The 16,231-nt window shown below is 68.9% G+C and carries 18 protein-coding genes; 10 read left to right on the forward strand and 8 right to left on the reverse strand.

What is annotated here, in order from left to right:
- Positions 1 to 91 precede the first annotated feature (91 nt).
- On the reverse strand, positions 92 to 1,432 hold the full coding sequence (locus tag ACYVAG_RS10385) for an aminotransferase-like domain-containing protein (RefSeq protein WP_460769440.1): 1,341 nt from the start codon (positions 1,430 to 1,432) through the stop codon (positions 92 to 94).
- 249 nt (positions 1,433 to 1,681) lie between these two features.
- On the opposite strand from ACYVAG_RS10385, the gene ACYVAG_RS10390 reads away from it, so the two are divergent.
- The 5 genes from ACYVAG_RS10390 to ACYVAG_RS10410 are packed head-to-tail and all read left to right on the forward strand — an operon-like array spanning position 1,682 to position 6,004.
- Entirely contained in the window at positions 1,682 to 2,476 is a 795-nt protein-coding gene (locus ACYVAG_RS10390) for a hypothetical protein (RefSeq protein ID WP_460769441.1), read from the forward strand.
- Positions 2,473 to 3,288: a nitrilase-related carbon-nitrogen hydrolase gene (locus tag ACYVAG_RS10395; protein ID WP_460769443.1), complete on the forward strand. Its 816-nt coding sequence runs from the start codon at positions 2,473 to 2,475 to the stop codon at positions 3,286 to 3,288. The genes ACYVAG_RS10390 and ACYVAG_RS10395 overlap by 4 nt, the downstream gene beginning before the upstream one ends.
- Positions 3,289 to 3,334: 46 nt before the next feature.
- Positions 3,335 to 4,267, forward strand: coding sequence for an ABC transporter substrate-binding protein (locus tag ACYVAG_RS10400; RefSeq protein WP_460769445.1), 933 nt, complete (start codon positions 3,335 to 3,337; stop codon positions 4,265 to 4,267).
- Between the two features lie 4 nt (positions 4,268 to 4,271).
- Complete coding sequence (locus ACYVAG_RS10405; RefSeq protein ID WP_460769447.1) at positions 4,272 to 5,243, forward strand: amino acid ABC transporter permease; 972 nt, start codon at positions 4,272 to 4,274, stop codon at positions 5,241 to 5,243.
- An 8-nt stretch (positions 5,244 to 5,251) separates the two neighbouring features.
- Positions 5,252 to 6,004, forward strand: a complete 753-nt coding sequence (locus tag ACYVAG_RS10410) for an amino acid ABC transporter ATP-binding protein (RefSeq protein WP_460769616.1) — start codon at positions 5,252 to 5,254, stop codon at positions 6,002 to 6,004.
- Between the two features lie 33 nt (positions 6,005 to 6,037).
- Here ACYVAG_RS10410 and ACYVAG_RS10415 read toward each other — a convergent pair whose 3' ends face one another.
- The 3 genes from ACYVAG_RS10415 to ACYVAG_RS10425 form a co-directional block, all read right to left on the reverse strand.
- On the reverse strand, positions 6,038 to 6,652 hold the full coding sequence (locus tag ACYVAG_RS10415; RefSeq protein WP_460769448.1) for a DUF6891 domain-containing protein: 615 nt from the start codon (positions 6,650 to 6,652) through the stop codon (positions 6,038 to 6,040).
- 4 nt (positions 6,653 to 6,656) lie between these two features.
- Complete coding sequence (locus tag ACYVAG_RS10420; protein WP_460769450.1) at positions 6,657 to 8,195, reverse strand: SulP family inorganic anion transporter; 1,539 nt, start codon at positions 8,193 to 8,195, stop codon at positions 6,657 to 6,659.
- Between the two features lie 155 nt (positions 8,196 to 8,350).
- A complete protein-coding gene (locus ACYVAG_RS10425) occupies positions 8,351 to 9,637 on the reverse strand; it encodes an MFS transporter (protein WP_460769452.1) in 1,287 nt (428 codons plus the stop codon).
- Between the two features lie 103 nt (positions 9,638 to 9,740).
- Here ACYVAG_RS10425 and ACYVAG_RS10430 point away from each other — a divergent pair, with 103 nt between their 5' ends.
- From ACYVAG_RS10430 to ACYVAG_RS10445, 4 genes are all read left to right on the forward strand, one after another.
- The gene (locus tag ACYVAG_RS10430) at positions 9,741 to 10,052 is read left to right on the forward strand and encodes an ArsR/SmtB family transcription factor (protein WP_460769453.1); all 312 of its coding nucleotides are present in this window, start codon (positions 9,741 to 9,743) and stop codon (positions 10,050 to 10,052) included.
- Positions 10,049 to 10,843, forward strand: a complete 795-nt coding sequence (locus ACYVAG_RS10435) for an alpha/beta fold hydrolase (RefSeq protein ID WP_460769455.1) — start codon at positions 10,049 to 10,051, stop codon at positions 10,841 to 10,843. Before ACYVAG_RS10430 ends, ACYVAG_RS10435 begins: the two co-directional genes overlap by 4 nt.
- Before the next feature lie 361 nt (positions 10,844 to 11,204).
- A complete protein-coding gene (locus ACYVAG_RS10440; RefSeq protein WP_460769457.1) occupies positions 11,205 to 11,762 on the forward strand; it encodes a hypothetical protein in 558 nt (185 codons plus the stop codon).
- Complete coding sequence (locus tag ACYVAG_RS10445) at positions 11,762 to 12,148, forward strand: hypothetical protein (protein ID WP_460769458.1); 387 nt, start codon at positions 11,762 to 11,764, stop codon at positions 12,146 to 12,148. Before ACYVAG_RS10440 ends, ACYVAG_RS10445 begins: the two co-directional genes overlap by 1 nt.
- 12 nt (positions 12,149 to 12,160) lie before the next feature.
- Here the strand turns inward: ACYVAG_RS10445 and ACYVAG_RS10450 are convergent, their stop codons facing one another.
- The 4 genes from ACYVAG_RS10450 to ACYVAG_RS10465 all read right to left on the reverse strand — a co-directional run bounded on the left by ACYVAG_RS10450 (position 12,161) and on the right by ACYVAG_RS10465 (position 15,442).
- On the reverse strand, positions 12,161 to 13,144 hold the full coding sequence (locus ACYVAG_RS10450) for an ABC transporter substrate-binding protein (RefSeq protein WP_460769460.1): 984 nt from the start codon (positions 13,142 to 13,144) through the stop codon (positions 12,161 to 12,163).
- Positions 13,141 to 13,938, reverse strand: coding sequence for an ABC transporter ATP-binding protein (locus ACYVAG_RS10455; RefSeq protein ID WP_460769461.1), 798 nt, complete (start codon positions 13,936 to 13,938; stop codon positions 13,141 to 13,143). Before ACYVAG_RS10455 ends, ACYVAG_RS10450 begins: the two co-directional genes overlap by 4 nt.
- Positions 13,938 to 14,969 carry a FecCD family ABC transporter permease gene (locus ACYVAG_RS10460; protein ID WP_460769463.1) on the reverse strand — a complete coding sequence of 344 codons (1,032 nt, stop codon included), beginning with the start codon at positions 14,967 to 14,969 and terminating at the stop codon, positions 13,938 to 13,940. The genes ACYVAG_RS10455 and ACYVAG_RS10460 overlap by 1 nt, the downstream gene beginning before the upstream one ends.
- A gap of 77 nt (positions 14,970 to 15,046) precedes the next feature.
- The gene (locus ACYVAG_RS10465; RefSeq protein ID WP_460769465.1) at positions 15,047 to 15,442 is read right to left on the reverse strand and encodes a nitroreductase family deazaflavin-dependent oxidoreductase; all 396 of its coding nucleotides are present in this window, start codon (positions 15,440 to 15,442) and stop codon (positions 15,047 to 15,049) included.
- A gap of 293 nt (positions 15,443 to 15,735) precedes the next feature.
- Between ACYVAG_RS10465 and ACYVAG_RS10470 the strand changes: the two genes are divergently transcribed.
- Positions 15,736 to 16,200, forward strand: coding sequence for a hotdog fold domain-containing protein (locus ACYVAG_RS10470; protein WP_460769466.1), 465 nt, complete (start codon positions 15,736 to 15,738; stop codon positions 16,198 to 16,200).
- Positions 16,201 to 16,231: the final 31 nt, after the last annotated feature.

Below are 16,231 nucleotides of genomic sequence, written 5' to 3' on the forward strand. Positions count from 1 at the left end.
TTCGGGGCTCGCTCAGCCAACGTGAGTGGGTGGCTTCGACTCGCTGGCGCTCGCTCAGCCAGCGTGAGCCCGGGCGCTCGCTCACCCAGCGTCAGCGCGGGCCCACCGCCAGCGCCAGGACCTCGGCGGCGTATGCGGCGCGGTCGGTGTCGAGTTGACTCGTTGATACGCGGATGTGGGGTTGGCCACCTGGCCTGAGGAAGCGGGCGCCAGGGTTGACGGCGATCCCCCGGGCGGCGCAGGTGACCAACGCGAACTGTTCATTGTGGACAGGGATCCAGAGGTCGAGGCCGCCCCCGTCGACGTGGACGCCCCGGGTCGCCAGTTCGCGCCGCAGCGTCTCGCGGCGATTGTCATAGATGTGCCGGGCCCGCTCGACCACCCGGTCACACGCGGGATCCTGCAGCATGGCGGCCAGGACCTCCTGCAGCACGCGGCTCGTCCAACCGGATCCGTACGCGCGGTAGGACTGGACTCGCTCGACTCTCGCAGCGGGACCGTCCAACACCGCCAGCCGAAGGTCCGGGCCGTGTGACTTCGAGAACGACCGCACATAGACACTCTGGTCGGGGAGCTTCTCCGACACGGTGACGACGGGATCGAGCGCCAACTGGCCCAGCCCGTCGTTCTCGATCACGAGGATCTCCTTGCCACGCAGCAGATCCACGAGCTCGTCGCGGCGTCGGGCGGACATGGTCGCGCCATCCGGGTTGTGGATGCCGGGTTGCAGGATGAGTGCCGCTGGGCGTCTGGCGAGGGCGTCGATGAGCGTGGCGGGCACGATGCCCTCTCTGTCCCTCTCCACGAACACCGGGCGTCCGCCGGCACCCTCGACGATGTCGAGCACACGCGCCGGGCTGGGGTTCTCCACCGCCACGTGGTCACCGGCCTGAATGAATGTGTAGACGACCAGCATCAGCGCCTCGTAGCCTCCGTTCGCCACCATCATGGTGCGGGGAGTGAACGGCCATCTGTGCTGCAGGGCTGCCTCGAGATTTGCCGTGACCGGGATGCGCTCATAGCTGTTCAGGTCAGGGACGGAATCCAGCTGACGCAGATGGTCCGTCAGTCTGGGCAGCAGATCGGGCGCCGGCACGGACAGCCGGAGATCCAGGGCCAGATCGTCGCCGAAGTCGCCGACAGCCTCATAGCGTTCGGGACGGGGCGTACCCGGAGTGGTGGCGACCTTGGTGCCCCCGCGCCCGCCGCCGACGATCATGTTGCGCGCCCGCAGCCTTTGCCACGCGGCCGAGACCGTGGACGGGCTGACGTTCAGCGCATCCGCCAGAGCCCTGACCGAGGGTAGGCGCGTCCCGGGCGCGAGGTCCCCATGTTTGATCAGCTGTGAGATTTCTGCGGCAATGCCCGCGGCCGACGGGTCGGCGATCTGGGTGGACAACCACGAAGCAGTGACGGAATCGGAGGCGCTCATAAATGTACAGTAACAAAAAACTATTGTTCGGACGTGATCCGCCTTCGTATGGTTGCTGGAGCCATCAAGGGAGCCGGAGACGTGAAGACCTATCGACTAGCTGTGCGGGACTGGGATCACCTGACCCCGTTGCTCCTGGGGGACGTGGACCTGACCGCTCTGCGGGACAATGGCGTTGACCTCCGGGTGGAGCGTGTCTCTCCGCTCCCCCCGTACGGTGACCCCGCGTTCGACGGTGCCGAGCTCTCGATGTCACAGCATTGGCGGGCGCGCACCGACGGTGATGTACGCATGGTCGCCCTGCCCCACATCCTGATGCGGGGATTCCGGCACCGGTGCGTCATCGTCCGGCACGACTCTCCCGCGACTTCGGCCCGCGACCTCCGCGGGACCCGCGTCGGCCTCACTGGTTGGCCCGATTCCGGGAACACCTGGACGCGGGCGGCACTGGCGGCGGACGGGCTCGCGATCGATGACGCGCAGTGGGTCGTCGGACGGCTGACGAACGACCACCCCGTGCAGGACAGGCTCCAGGGGTTCGGCGTGCCGGGACGCGTCTTCGCCGATCCCGACGAGCGGTCGCTGGTCGACCTGCTGGACCACGGGGACATCTCCGCGGTGCTCACTCCCTTCATGCCGCCGGGCTTCTTCGAAACCGGCTCGCCCTGGCGTCCCCTGTATCGCGACGTGGTCGGCGCGGAGAGCGCCTGGTTCGCGACCGAGGGTTTCGTCCCGGGCATGCACCTTCTCGGGTTCCACTCCGATCGGATCGACGCGACGACAGCGGCGCTGATCTCGGATGCTCTGAGCGATTCTCAAGCCATGTGGGACTACAAGAGGCAGCGGTACGCAGACACCAGCCCCTGGTTGTTCGCCGCACTGCTCGAGGCCACCCGCCTCGGGGCCTCGTGGAACCACCAGGGCCTGCCCAGCAACGCCGCCATGTTCACAGAGTTCGGCCGGCAGCTGGAGCTGCAGGGCATCGTCGCCCAGGCCCCGACGCTGTCCGAGCTCTTCCCCCTATCCCTCCAGGAGATCCAATGACATCGGCACGACATTTCCCCATCGCCGTCGCCCAGCTGCAGATCCAGCGATCATGGCAGGAGAATCTGACTCAACTCGACACGCTCGCCGAACAGGCTGCTGCGCGCGGAGCCCGGCTTCTGTTGGCGCCCGAAGGACTCATCGCCAGGGACCCGTCGGACCAGAACTTCACGAATGCCACGGCGCAGCCATTGGAGGGTCCCTTCGTCTCGGGCCTGCGGGAGATGTCGGAGCGCCATGGGCTGGCCCTCGCGGGAACAGTCCACGTGCCGCGTGACGGGGGACGCTCGGCGAACGTGTTCGTCGTGGTCGACCGGGGCGAGATCATCTGTGCCTATCAGAAGCTCCATCTCTATGACGCCTTCTCCGCCAAGGAATCCGACCGGGTCGACCCGGGGTCCGAGGTTCCCGACCTCGTCGAGATCGATGGGTTCCGCTTCGGTGTCCTCACCTGTTATGACGTGCGCTTCCCCGAGCTCGCGCGGCTCCACGCCGCGCGCGGTGCGGACGCCATCCTGCTCTCGGCCGCCTGGGTGCGTGGTTCCCTGAAGGAGATGCACTGGCAGGTGATGTGCACCGCCCGCGCCCTCGAGAACACCGTCTATGTCGTCGCGGCGGGCGAGATCAGCGAGCGCAACATCGGGTGTTCCGCCGTCATCGACCCACTCGGGGTCACCATCGCGGCCGCCGGGGGAGCCCCGGCCCTCATCTTCGCGACGCTGGAGCGCGAGCAGATCAACGTCGCCCGTGCCAGCCTCCCCGTCCTCGCCAACCGCCGGCTCGCCGATCCCCTCCCGACCGTCCTCACCTGACCCACGCCTCACCTGACCACGCCCAATCCGACCACAAGGAGAAATCATGCGTACTCATCGAAATCTGCGGGTCGTCGCCGCTTCCGTCCTCCTCTTGACCGCGTCGGCATGTTCGGCCCAGGACCCGGATCAGGCCGCGAAGCAGACAGCCGCCCCGCAGCAGAAGGCCGACGTTCCCACCCAACAGCGCAACGACGCCCTGCGCAGCAAGCTCCCGGCCGACATCGTGGCGGCGGGAAAGATGGTCACGGTGAACTCGGGCTCCTTCCCGCCCTACGAGATCATCCAGACCGACGGTTCGGCGAGCGGCGCCAGCGCGGATCTCGTGAAGGCGCTGGAGCAGATGTGGGGGATCACGATCGAGCACAAGACCGTTGACGGGCTCTCCAGCATCCTGACCGGTCTCTCCGCCGACCGTTATCAGATGGCGTTCGGCCCGATCGGAGACTTCAAGGAGCGACAGAAGTCGAACGACTTCATCGACTATGTCCAGGAGTTCGTGGTCTTCGCCGTGCCTGCAGGCAACCCGAAGGAGATCGATGGGCTCGACAGCACGTGCGGCGCGAAGATCGCCGTGCAGGCCGGAGGGTCGGCCGAGAAGGTCATCAAGAAGCAGTCCGAGACCTGTGTGGGCGCGGGAAAACCCGCTGTGGAAGTGATGTCGTTCAAGGACCAGCCCCAGTCGATCCTGTCGGTGCAGTCGGGCCGCTCGGACGCCTTCTTCTCATCGCAGGCGCCGCTGACCTACTTCGTCAAGGAGGCCAACGGCAAACTTGAACTCGCGGGTCAGGGGAAGCCGAACGGCTTCGACGCCCTCTATCAGGGGGCGGTGGTGAAGAAGGGGTCGCCGCTGGGGCCCGTCATGGAGGAGAGCCTGCAGGAACTCTTCCGCAACGGTACATACGCCGCCGTCATGAAGAAGTGGGGCATCGAGTCGAACAAGGTCGACAAGCCCGGAATGAACCTGGCGAAGAGCTGAGGCCATGTCTGAGATGAAGAGACGCCAGACCGCGCACGACCAGACCGCCCACGACGTCGCCGGTGCGCGCGTCCCCATCCGCTGGGGACAGTGGGTCGCCCGCGCTGTCGTGGCCGTGGCCGCGCTGCTGATCATCAAGCTGCTGGTGACCAATCCTCGCTTCGAATGGGACGTCGTCTGGTCCTGGTTCCGGGCACCATCCATCGCGAAGGCCCTGTGGACCACCCTGTGGCTGTCGGCGGTCGCCATGGTGTTGGGCCTGATCCTGGGCGTGGTGTTCGCCATCGCCCGCATGTCCAGCAATCGCCTGCTCAGCAGCGTTGCCGGGCTCTACATCTGGTTCTTCCGCGGCACGCCGCTGCTGGTCCAACTGATCTTCTGGTTCAACCTCGCGGCCCTGATCCCCCGGTTCAACTTCGGGATTCCCTTCGGGCCAACGCTGTGGAGCGTCCAGACCAACCAATTGATCACCCCGCTGACGGCCGCGATCCTCGGCCTGGGGCTGAATGAGGGGGCGTACATGGCCGAGATCATCCGCGGCGGTCTGCTGGGGGTGGACCAGGGGCAGAAGGATGCGGCCAGGGCGTTCGGCATGGATGAGCGTCGGGCGCTGCGACGGGTGATCCTGCCGCAGGCCATGCGCTCGATTATCCCTCCCACCGGCAATCAGCTGATCTCCATGGTGAAGGCGACCTCGATGGTGTCGGTCATCGCGATGGCCGACCTGCTTTACACGGTGCAATCGGTCTACAACCGCACCTTCCAAACGATTCCGCTGCTGCTCGTCGCGGTCGTCTGGTATCTGATCGTCACCTCCATCCTGAACGTCATCCAGTCCTTCATAGAGGACTACTACGCCAGGGGGAGCGGCGGACCGCAGTCGCTGACGGCGTCGGTGCAGGCCTGGTGGCGCCGCCGATTCGCGCGGGGCACACCGCCTCCGCCCGCGTCCGACCTCGCACAGGAGCACGCATGAACCAGCCCATCGTGACCGCACGCAACGTCCACAAGAGCTTCGGCCCACTCGAGGTGCTCAAGGGCATCGACCTCGACGTCCACAAGGGCGAGGTCATCGTCATCCTCGGCCCGTCCGGGTCGGGCAAGTCGACGTTCCTGCGGTGCATCAACGGTCTCGAGACGATGCAGTCTGGATCGATCCTCGTCAACGGCACCCAGATCGGCTATGTCACCGAACGGGGCCAGCTCACCGTTGCCTCCGACAAGGTCGCCGCTCGGCAACGACGGCAGATCGGCATGGTGTTCCAGCAGTTCAACCTGTTTCCGCACATGAACGTGCTGGAGAACCTCATCGAGGCCCCGGTGGGGATCCACGGCGTCCCCCGCGCCGGGGCCGTGGCCCACGCGCGCGAACTGCTGGGGATGGTGGGACTTGCCGACCGCGAGAAGAGCTATCCCAAGCAGCTGTCCGGCGGACAGCAACAGCGCGTGGCCATCGCCCGGGCCCTGGCCATCAAGCCATCGCTGCTGCTGTTCGATGAGCCGACGTCGGCGCTCGACCCCGAACTGGTGGGGGAGGTGCTGACCACGATGCGCGACCTTGCCGGGCAGGGATTCACCATGATCGTCGTCACCCACGAGGTGGGCTTCGCGCGCGGCGCGGCCGACCGGGTGGTGTTCATGGACGAGGGGGTCGTCGTGGAGGAGGGGTCGCCGGAGCAGGTGCTGGGCGCGCCGCAACACCAGCGCACGCGGACGTTCCTGGACCGGTTCCTGTGAGGTGACGAGGACGATCGTTGCCGAGGTCGACGATCACTCCGCGAACGGGATCTCCCACACCAGCGGGTGGACCTCGATGCGGGCGCTCCAGTTCCCTGACCACTCGGCCGGCAGCCCGTGCTCACGCAGGGTTTCGGTCACGATGCGACCCACCTCCTCGGTCGACGCGGCATCTGTGCCGAGCGAGGAGAAGCCCAGGAACAGCCGATCGACGAAGACCAGCCTGTCGAGGTCCTGGGTGGTCGCGTACGCGCAGCCGACCGCTCCCGTCCGTTGGGCCGTCGCCGTCGCCGTCCCCGCGTCCAGCGCCTCGTCCTTGTCCCACCCCTCGCCGAACGAGACCGCGATCTGGCGGGCGGCGAGCGCCTCGAAGGCGGCGGCCAGGGCACGGGCATCGGCAGACGGCTCGGTCACCGCGGCGCGATAGGCGGCGATGACGTCGTCCAACACGGTGAGCGCCTCATCCTCGGTGAGCACCTCGTCGAAATAGGCGCCCATGTCGTCGTGCACCGTCAGGTCGGTGATGTGGGACTCGAGCGCGTCCCGGTCCCAGCCCGTCGCGACCTTCAACATCAGGCTGCTCGCGAACGTCTCCTCGGGATCGGTCGGCGGGAACGGGGTGGCGAAGGCGGCGTGACGCGGGGTCATGGCCTCAGTGTCCCAAGTGGCCTGACAGCCGCTCCAGGCGCGTCGCCGACGCGTCGTTCAGCCCGCGGATCTCCACCTGCTTGCCCTTGGCCTCATAGCGCGCCCGGATCGCGTCCAGCGCCGCCACCGTCGATGCGTCCCAGATGTGCGAGCCCGACAGGTCGATGACCACGTGGGCCGGGTCGCCCGCATAGTCGAACTGATAGACCAGATCGTTGCTGGAGGCGAAGAACAGCTCGCCGTGGACGCGATAGGTGCGCCGGTCGATGGTCCCGTCGCCGTCCTCGTCGATCTCGTCGATCCGTTCCACCGTGGAGAAGTGGGCCACGCGACGCGCGAACACGATGAAGGCCGTGTTCACACCGGCGATGACGCCGTACGCGAGGTTGTGCGTCCCCACCGTCACGCCCACGGTGACGAGCATGACCAGCGTCTCGCTGAACGGCATGCGGCGCAGCGTGGTCGGGCGGATGCTGTGCCAGTCGAACGTCGCGACCGAGACCATCACCATGACCGCGACGAGCGCCGCCATGGGAATGCGGGCCACCGCCGGGCCGGCGCCCACGACAAGGGCGAGGAGGAAGGCTCCCGCGAGGAACGTCGAGAGCCGCGTACGCGCCCCCGACGCCTTCACGTTGATCATCGTCTGGCCGATCATGGCGCACCCGCCCATGCCGCCGAAGAATCCGCTCACGAGGTTGGCGACGCCCTGGCCCCAGGCCTCGCGGGTCTTGTTGGAGTGGGTGTCGGTGATGTCATCGACGAGCTTGGCCGTCATCAACGACTCGAGCAGGCCGACGAGAGCCATGGCGAAGGCGTACGGGCCGATGATCCTCAGGGTCTCAAGGTTGATCGGGACTTCCGGGAAGACCAACTGGGGCAGCGAATCCGGGAGCTGACCCTGGTCGCCGACCGTCGGCATGCGCCAGCCGGCCAGATGGACGAGCGTGGTGACGACGACGATGACGACCAGCGGGGCCGGCACGACGTTCGTGAGTCGCGGAAGCCCGACGAGGATGGCGATCCCGAGCGCCACCATCGGATAGACCAGCCAGGGAACTCCGGGCCCGATGAGGTGCGGCAGCTGGGCCGCGAACACCAGGATCGCCAGCGCGTTGACGAAGCCGACCATCACCATGCGCGGGATGAAGCGCATCAGCTTCGCCACACCCAGCACGCTCATCAGGATCTGCAGCACCCCGGCGAGGAGGACGGTCGCGAGGAAATATTGCAGGCCGTGCTCGCGCGCGACCGGGGCGATGACCAGCGCGACCGCGCCGGTGGCCGCCGAGATCATGGCGGGTCGGCCGCCGACGATCGCGATGGTGCAGGCCATCGTGAACGACGCGAACAGGCCGAGCCGCGGGTCGACGCCGGCGATGATCGAGAACGAGATGGCCTCGGGGATCAGGGCCAGTGCGACGACGAGACCACCGAGGACCTCGGTCTTCAAGCGGCGCGGGTTCCGCAGTGCGGCGAGGGTGGACGTCTCGCGATCACCGGCCCGGGGGACGAGCGGGAAGTCGGTGGCGGGGGTCGACACGAGGTCTCCTTCAAGGGTCGAGCCGGCGGGGCGGCCCGCGCCACTGCGGGTCGGGAACGGTGCATTCTAGCGGGCGGGGGTAGGGGCTTCGACTCGCTGGCGCTCGCTCAGCCAGCGTGGGCGGGGGGGGGGGGCTTCGACTCGCTGGCGCTCGCTCAGCCAGCGTGGGGAGTGGCGCTCGCTCGGAGATCGGCGGTCTGTCGCAGTCGCCAGATCGCCACGCTGACGACGATCACCGCGGCCGCCAGCGCGTACGCGACCAGGTGGAGCGAACCCGCGTACGCCTCAGCGCCGCCCGGCTGGCCCGACGCGACGCGGTCGGCGAGCTGTTGGTCGGGGATGCGCGCGCGGACGGCGAACGTGAGCCCCGCGGCGTACGCGGCGACGGCGACGGCCTCGGAGCCGATGCGCAGGAAGTTCAGCAGGCCTGCGGCGGCACCGGCCGCGTGGGCCGGGACGTACGCCAGGGCCTCCCCGTCGACCAGGCCCAGCGGCAGGCCGAAGCCGAGCCCGATGAGGATCATCGGGACCGCGACGAGGGGGAGGGGCCGATCCGGCGCGATCGCCACCATGCCAAGGGTTCCTACGACCAGGCTGGCGAGCGAGGCGGCGACGACAGCGCCTGACGTGACGCTGTCCCAGCGCTGCTGGACCGCCGACACCACCATGGGCGAGACGAACACCGGCGTGCTCGCGAGCAGCATCATCAGCCCAGCGCGATCGGCGGAAAGCCCATGCACGGCGGCGAAGGCGTTCGGCAGGTAGGTCAGCAGCGTCACGAATCCGATCGCTCCCGCGACCGGGACGAGCGCCATGGCTGTGAAACCCGGATGCCGCAGGGCGCCGAGATCGAGCAGGCCACGGCTGGGCGCGGCGTGGCGTACGCGGGGGACGGCGACGGAGCCGACGAGCGCCACGGTGAGCATTGCGGCCTGCGCCCAGAACACGCCGCGCCAGCCGAAGGCGTGGACCAACAGACCCGAGACCGACGGGCCGAGCGCCAGGCCCAGGCCGTTGGCGGTGCCGAACAGGGCGAAGGCGCGGGCTCGTGCCTTGCCCTCCCAGCCGTTCGAGATGACCGCGGTCGCGCCGGTGAGGACGGCGGCTGCGCCGATGCCGGCGAGGACGCGGGCGGCGTCGAGGAGATAGAGGCTGGACGCGCCGGCGCTGAGGGCCGAGCCGGCGAGGGCGATGACGATGCCGAGCCGGAAGGTGCGGTCCTGGCCGAAGCGGTCGGAGAGGCTGCCCCACACCAGCGTCATGAGGGCGAAGACCACGTTGAAGCCGTTGACGATCCACTGCAGGGGGCCGGGCGCGGCGCCCAGGTCGGCGGCGATGTCGGGGAGCGCGACGGCGGTGCCGGCGATCGACATCGGGATGACGAGTTGGGCCGCGAGGATCGACGGTAGGGCGAGCCGGGACGGCGTACGGGTCTGGCGCATGGGGTGTGCTCCTAGGTTCGATGGTGTTCGTACCTAGGGGATCAGGTGAATGGTACGATGTCAATCGAACCTGTGGATCTGGTCACTGGAGCGAGGAGTACGCATGCCTGACGAGGAAGGTCATCCGACCGTCGACGAGATGGAGCTCGGCCGGGTGCTCCACGCGCTCGCCGACCCGCTGCGTCGCCGTGTCGTGGTGACACTGGCGGGGGAGCCGGCTGACACGGAGCGCACGTGCGTGAGCTTCGAGCTAGGCGTGTCGAAGTCGACGCTGACCCACCACTTCCGCGTGCTGCGCGAGGCGGGGTTGGTCTGCCAGGTCGACCGCGGCAACAGCCGCAAGGTGCGGCTGCGGCGCGATGACCTCGACGAGCGCTTCCCCGGTCTGCTTTCCCTGCTGGAGCAGGAATCGTGATCCACCACGTCGCGCACGGATCCGGCGAGCCGCTGGTTGCGCTGCACGGATTCACGGTCGACCACCGCATGATGGTGCCGCTGCTGGAACCGCTGTTCGACTCCTCGTCTCGCTGGCGCTCGCTCGGAGAACGTCGTGGCGTGGAACGTGTCTATCCCGATTTCCCCGGCATGGGACGGTCGCCCGGTGACGGCATCGACTCGGCCGCCGACGTGGTCGATGCGGTGGACGCCTGGCTCGACGAGGTGGTGGGCGATCGCCGCTTTCGCGTCGTGGGCGTGAGTTTCGGCGGCCTGGTCGCGCGCGAGCTCGTGCGTCGTCGCCCGGATCAGGTGGCCGGCATGGCCCTGATCGCGCCGGTCGCCGTCGCCGAGCGGGAGCTGCGTACGCTGCCCGCCGTCACCCCGCTGCGCGATGACGTGTTCTGGGGCACGCTTTCGGAGGAGGAGCGGAAGGACTTCGGCGCGGTTGCCTACCTCCAGGATGCTCCGCACCACGCGGTGTTCACCGAGCAGATCGTGCCTGGCCTCCGGGCGGGCGATCCGGAGGCGCTGGGGCGGATCGCGGCCAACTACAGCCTCGGGGAGATCGAGACCGGGCCGTGGGACGCGCCGACGACGATCATCTGCGGACGCGAGGACGACACGGTGGGTTGGCGCGATCAGGTGGACTTGCTGGAGCGCTATTCGCGAGCGACGTACGCGGTGCTTGACGGGGCGGGACACAACGTTCACCTCGAGCGGCCGGAGGCGGTGCGGGGGTTGTTGGAGGAGTGGTTGGAGCGGGGGTAGGGGCTTCGACTCGCTGGCGCTCGCTCAGCCAGCGTGGGGTGGGCGCGCTCGCTCAGCCAGCGTGGGGTGGGGGGCTTCGACTCGCTGGCGCTCGCTCAGCCAGCGTGGGGTGGGCGCGCTCGCTCAGCCAGCGTGGGGTGGGGGGCTTCGACTCGCTGGCACTCGCTCAGCCAGCGTGGGCGTGGGTGGCTTCGACTCGCTCTCGCTCGCTCAGCCAGCGTGAGCGTGGCGCTCGCTCGGAGTGCGTTTCAGGCGGCCCTCGAAAATCGCGTGTGTATACACATCCCCATACACACAGACTTTCCGACCGTCGGGGGTAGCGCCCTGTCGGGCGGTCGCGTACCCGGGGTAGGTTTCGGTCATGAACCCCTCACCCGGACCTGAGTCCGGGCCGCCGCGCAAGAAGTCCGCGACCCGCTGGATCATCGCCGTCGTCGTGGTGATCGTCCTCGCTGTGGCGGGTGGCGGTGCCTGGGTGGTCATGGGGCCACGCGACCCGGCCGACCGCGCGGCCGAGGGCTACCTGAACGCACTCAAGGCGGGTGACGCGGGCAAGGCGCTCTCCTTCTGCAGCTCGACCGATGCGGCGTCGCAGCGACTGATGAACGACAAGGTGCTGAGCGCGCAGCGTGCGCTGGGCATGGGCTTGGTGTCGTTCGACCGGCGGGCCCCGGGCCTGTACGTCGTCCAGGCAGGATCGTCGGTGGACACCTGGCTGCTGCCGGCGCACCACGAGGCCGGCGGCTGGAAGGTCGCGTGTGCCGCTTCGCTGCGCGCGACCTCGCCCACGAAGCTGTTCGGCGAAACCATCGGCGAGGGCGAGACCGTGGCGCTGTTCCCGGGGCAGTACGAGGTGCGACCCAGAACAAGTACGCCGTGTTCACCGGCGCCAAGTCGTCGCCGCTCACGCCGGAGTTGATGACGATCACAGCGCCGCCGAGCGTCCCCGTCGACATTCCGTCGTCGGACGAACTCGGGGAGGAGGGGAACCGGATCGTCTCGGGGAAGGTGAAGCAACACTTCGAGGACTGCGCACGGACCAACGACCTGCGGCCCGCCGGGTGCCTCATGGACTTCGCCACGGGCGGGCGCTATCGCAGCGTCCGCTGGACCATGGTGACCGGGCGGATGGTCCTCAAGCTCGTCCGGTCGCGCACCGATTTCCAGGCCCGCGACGACGTCGACTTCACCGGCGACTTCGTGACGCGCCAGGGCGCGAAAGAGCGGCGCGACGTCCGGGTGGACTTCACCGTGCGGATCGCCAACGACGACGAGCGCCTGACCGTGCGGATCGACAAACCCTGACTCAACGTGGGCTCAGCCCGCGTACAGCGCCCTGTTGATCGTCGTCACCGCGTCCAGGTTGCCCCACGTTCCCGGCAGCACCTCGGTCGCCGGGATCACGATGATGCGGTTGTTCTTCACCGCGTCAGTCTGACCCAGATGTTGCGCGAGCCAGGCGCGCGAGCGCTGCTCGTGGGAGTCGCTCGTCGTCGCGATCACGATCGCGCCAGGGTTCTTCGCCAGCAACGTCTCGCGGGAAACCTCGGCGGCGAAGAACTTCGCGAACGCCGGGTCGTCGGGAGTGAACACCGGCGCGGCGCCCGCGGCCTTCGCGATGCTGTGCTCGACACCCGCGCCGATCGCCGTCACCGTGTCGCCCTCGATGAACAGCTGCGCGAGGCTCACCGGCGTCTTGCCCTGTGCGCGGTCGGCGGCCTGCTTCAGCTGCTGCTCACCCTGCTTCCGCAGCTCGGCGGCCTTCGGTTCGGCCCGCAGGATCCTGCCGAGCGCGTCGACGTCGGTGAGGACGTCGGTCACCTCCGCCTTCGACCGGCGCCCGAAGCACCCGGCGGCCGCCACATAGGTCTGGGCGCCGGCCTGCTTGAGCTGCTCCTGGGTCGCGTACCCCTTCTCTGCGGTGAACTCGTACGTCGTCGGCGACAGGACCAGATCGGGCTTGGCGCTGAGCAGCTGCTCGCGGGTCGGCGGGGCCTCGACGCTGAGGACCGGCACCTGGTGGCCGCCGGCCGTCAGGTCCGCCGGCAGGGGGCTCCCCTTCGTCTGGGCGACGCCGACGACCTTCTTGGCCTCGCCGAGGCGCGCGACGAGGCCCGCCTGCCCGAGGTTGAGCGCGACGACGCGCTGCGGCGCCGGGAAGGCTGTCTCGGTGCCGCAGTTCGTCAGCGTCACCGGGGCGGCGACGTGGTCCGCCTTCGCGACGGGCGCGACCGACTGACCGCACGCGGTGAGGGCCACGGCGCTGGCGGCGAGGAGGGCGAGGGCAGGCGTACGGGTCATGTCTTTTCCTTCTGGGGAGTGGATTGGGCAGGTACGCGGCGGCGGAACGACAGGACCCGGCCGCCGCGCGGGTCATCGAGCGCGTGGGACGCCACGCGCAGCACGTCATCGACCAGCTCGGGGGTCAGCACGTCCTCGACCGCCCCGTCGGCGCGCAGGCGGCCGTCGACCATGACGGCGGCGCGATCGCAGTACGCGAGGGCGAGGTTCACGTCGTGCAACGCCGCGAGCACCGTCGCGCCACGGCCGGCGACGAGGTGGAGCAGCTCGTGCTGGAAGCCGAGGTCGGCGTGGTTGGTGGGCTCGTCGAGGATCATGATCGGCGCCTGCTGGGCGAGCGCGCGGGCCAGCAGCACGCGCTGCTTCTCGCCGCCGGAGAATGTCGCGAACGTCCGCCCGGCCAGGTGGGTCGCGCCCACCTCGGCCAGCGCCCCGTGGGCGATGTCGAGGTCCTGGGGCGAGTCGGCGCCGAAACCGTGCTGGTGGGGTACGCGGCCCAGGAGCACCATGTCGAGACCCGTGAGCGGGAACTCCGACCCGATCTCCTGGGTCATCACCGCGACCCGCCGGGCGGCTTCGCCCGACGGGAGGCGGGCGAGGTCGTCACCGTCCGCGAAGACCTGCCCGGTCGCGGGACGATGCACGCGATAGGCCGTCCGCAGCAGCGTCGACTTGCCCGACCCGTTGGCGCCGATCAGGCCGACGCAGGTGCCCGACGGGACGGTGAGGCTGACGTCGTCGACGATGCGCCGACCGCCCAGATCCACACTCACATGGGAGAAGCGGAGATCCATCACACGTCCTTGCTGCGCATGAGCCAGAGGAAGAACGGGGCTCCGGCGACGGCGGTGAGGATGCCGAGGGGGATCTCGACGGGCTCGGCGATGACGCGGGCGAGCAGGTCACACGTCGCGAGGAACGCCGCCCCGCCGAGCACGCTGACCGGGATGACGCGGCGGTGGTCGGCGCCGACCAGCATGCGGGCGACGTGGGGAACGACCAGTCCGACGAAGCCGATGCCGCCGGCTACCGACACGGTGGCGGCGGTGAGCAGGGCGGTGACGCCGAGCAGGACCAGCCGCAGGCGGTGGACGTTCACCCCGAGCGCGGTCGCGGTCTCGTCGCCGACCATGAGCGCGTTGAGGGCCCGCGTACGCAACCCCACAACGAAAAGGCCGATCGTGAAGGCCGCTGCGGGGGGTGCCAGCGAGGGCCAGGTGGCGGCCGACACCGAGCCGAGCAGGAAGTGCAGGACGCTGTAGATGTTCTGGGCGTCGGTCGAGATGATGAGGAAGTTCGTGAGGGCCGACAACAGCGAGCCGAGGGCGACGCCGACGAGGATGAGGCGCGTGGGCAGGACGACGCCGCGCTTCTGGGCCAGGCCATAGACGAGCGCGATGGTGACCGCGGCGCCGGCGAAGGCCGAGAGGTTCAGCGGAATCCCTGCCAGGGCGGTGGATCCGAGCACGATGGCGGCGACGACACCCAACCCCGCGCCCGACGAGACGCCCAGGATGTAGGGCTCGGCGAGGGGGTTGCGTACGGTCACCTGAAGGACGGCGCCGGCCAGGGACAGGGCGGCTCCGGCGAGGGCGGCCAGCAGCGTACGCGGGAGCCGGAACCCCCAGACCGCCTGGTCCTGGGCGGGGGTGAGGCTGCCGTCGGTCATCCAGGGCATGCCGGGCAGGACGTGACCGAGGACGATCTTGCCGGCCTCGAGCGGCGTGGTGGCGAGCGGGCCGTGCGCGGCGGAGACGAGGACGACGAGGACGGTGGCCGTCGCGAACGCGAGGTTCCAGGCGCCGGTGCGCCGAGCGTGCGACACGCTGCCCCCTTTCGCTGAACGAAAGGAGGCTAACAGAAATGATTGTCAGGAGCGATGTCGATAAGACGCCGTGGGGTTCACCAGGGCTCTTCGCCCGTGATCGGCAGCTCGATGTAGTCGACGATGTGGAACACGTGCTTCACCAGCGTGCGCTGGGGTTGCGGCAGGCGCTCGGCGCCGATCTCGGCGGGGATCGTCCGCGGGACTCCCAGGTGGAGCAGGGAATCGCCGAGCCTCATGCGGCAGCGCCCGGCGGCGGTGATGTTCTTCAGCCACTGGACGTTCGGGCCGTAGGTGAGGGCGATGGTGACGGCGTCGCCGTGACGGAACGCCATGAGCGGCGTGTGGAAGACGGTGCCCGACTTCCGGCCGACGTGTTCGAGGTCGACGAACGTTCCGGAGCCGGCGAGGCGGATCAGGAGCTTGTTGAGGTAGTCGCGGTTGTACTTGGTGACCTTCAGCGGGACGGGCATGGACGCTCCTGGGGCTGGGACTGGGGCCAGCGTACGGCTCCTCGACTCGCTGGGTCGGCTGGGCCCCGATCGCGAAAAGTGCACAGGTGCGCGCGACACGCTGGGTGAGTCGCTGCGCGGGCTGCAGAAAGTGCGCAGGTGTGCACTTTTCACGGGGGGGGTCGACGCCCCGTCTGCGAAAACTGCACAGGTGTGCGCGACACGCTGGGTGAGTCCCCCCGCAGGGCGCGAATACGGCACAGGTGTGCACTTTTCACTCGCTCGGCGAACGTACTCACAGGTAATCTCGGCCCATGACCAGCACCTACGACCTCTTCCGCCGCCTCGAGTCCAAGCCGTTCGGCAAGCGCGCGTTCTCGCTGGCGTTCATGGCGAAGGCGCCCTATTTCGCGTCGGTCCGGCCGAATGTGCTCGTGATGGAGCCCCACCGCGCGGTCGTGACGATCCGCAAGAGGCGTGCGGTGCAGAACCACATCGGCACCGTCCACGCGATCGCGATCGCCAACGGGCTCGAGGCGGCGCTGGGGCTGCTGTGCGAGGCGACGGTGCCCACGGGGATGCGCTGGATCCCCAAGGGAATCGCGCTCGACTACCTCGCGAAGGTGCCGACCGACGTCCGCTGCGAGGCGCGCACCGAGCCGACCGACTGGGGCCGTGAGACGCCGTTCCAGGTGGACGTACGCGTGGCTGCGTACGTCAGGGACGGCAGCGAGGTGGTCACGGGGACGATCCCGGTGTGGGTGACGCGGAAGGGGTGACTCCTCGTCTCGCTGCGCTCGCTCGGAGAGC

This window comes from Mariniluteicoccus flavus (assembly GCF_054776655.1).

Bases quoted from the DNA above. Each gene is read 5' to 3' on its own strand.
- ACYVAG_RS10385 (WP_460769440.1), bottom strand. From the start codon at position 1,432: ATGAGCGCCTCCGATTCCGTCACTGCTTCGTGGTTGTCCACCCAGATC.
- ACYVAG_RS10390 (WP_460769441.1), top strand. From the start codon at position 1,682: ATGTCACAGCATTGGCGGGCGCGCACCGACGGTGATGTACGCATGGTC.
- ACYVAG_RS10395 (WP_460769443.1), top strand. From the start codon at position 2,473: ATGACATCGGCACGACATTTCCCCATCGCCGTCGCCCAGCTGCAGATC.
- ACYVAG_RS10400 (WP_460769445.1), top strand. From the start codon at position 3,335: ATGCGTACTCATCGAAATCTGCGGGTCGTCGCCGCTTCCGTCCTCCTC.
- ACYVAG_RS10405 (WP_460769447.1), top strand. From the start codon at position 4,272: ATGTCTGAGATGAAGAGACGCCAGACCGCGCACGACCAGACCGCCCAC.
- ACYVAG_RS10415 (WP_460769448.1), bottom strand. From the start codon at position 6,652: ATGACCCCGCGTCACGCCGCCTTCGCCACCCCGTTCCCGCCGACCGAT.
- ACYVAG_RS10425 (WP_460769452.1), bottom strand. From the start codon at position 9,637: ATGCGCCAGACCCGTACGCCGTCCCGGCTCGCCCTACCGTCGATCCTC.
- ACYVAG_RS10430 (WP_460769453.1), top strand. From the start codon at position 9,741: ATGCCTGACGAGGAAGGTCATCCGACCGTCGACGAGATGGAGCTCGGC.
- ACYVAG_RS10440 (WP_460769457.1), top strand. From the start codon at position 11,205: ATGAACCCCTCACCCGGACCTGAGTCCGGGCCGCCGCGCAAGAAGTCC.
- ACYVAG_RS10445 (WP_460769458.1), top strand. From the start codon at position 11,762: ATGACGATCACAGCGCCGCCGAGCGTCCCCGTCGACATTCCGTCGTCG.
- ACYVAG_RS10450 (WP_460769460.1), bottom strand. From the start codon at position 13,144: ATGACCCGTACGCCTGCCCTCGCCCTCCTCGCCGCCAGCGCCGTGGCC.
- ACYVAG_RS10455 (WP_460769461.1), bottom strand. From the start codon at position 13,938: ATGGATCTCCGCTTCTCCCATGTGAGTGTGGATCTGGGCGGTCGGCGC.
- ACYVAG_RS10465 (WP_460769465.1), bottom strand. From the start codon at position 15,442: ATGCCCGTCCCGCTGAAGGTCACCAAGTACAACCGCGACTACCTCAAC.
- ACYVAG_RS10470 (WP_460769466.1), top strand. From the start codon at position 15,736: ATGACCAGCACCTACGACCTCTTCCGCCGCCTCGAGTCCAAGCCGTTC.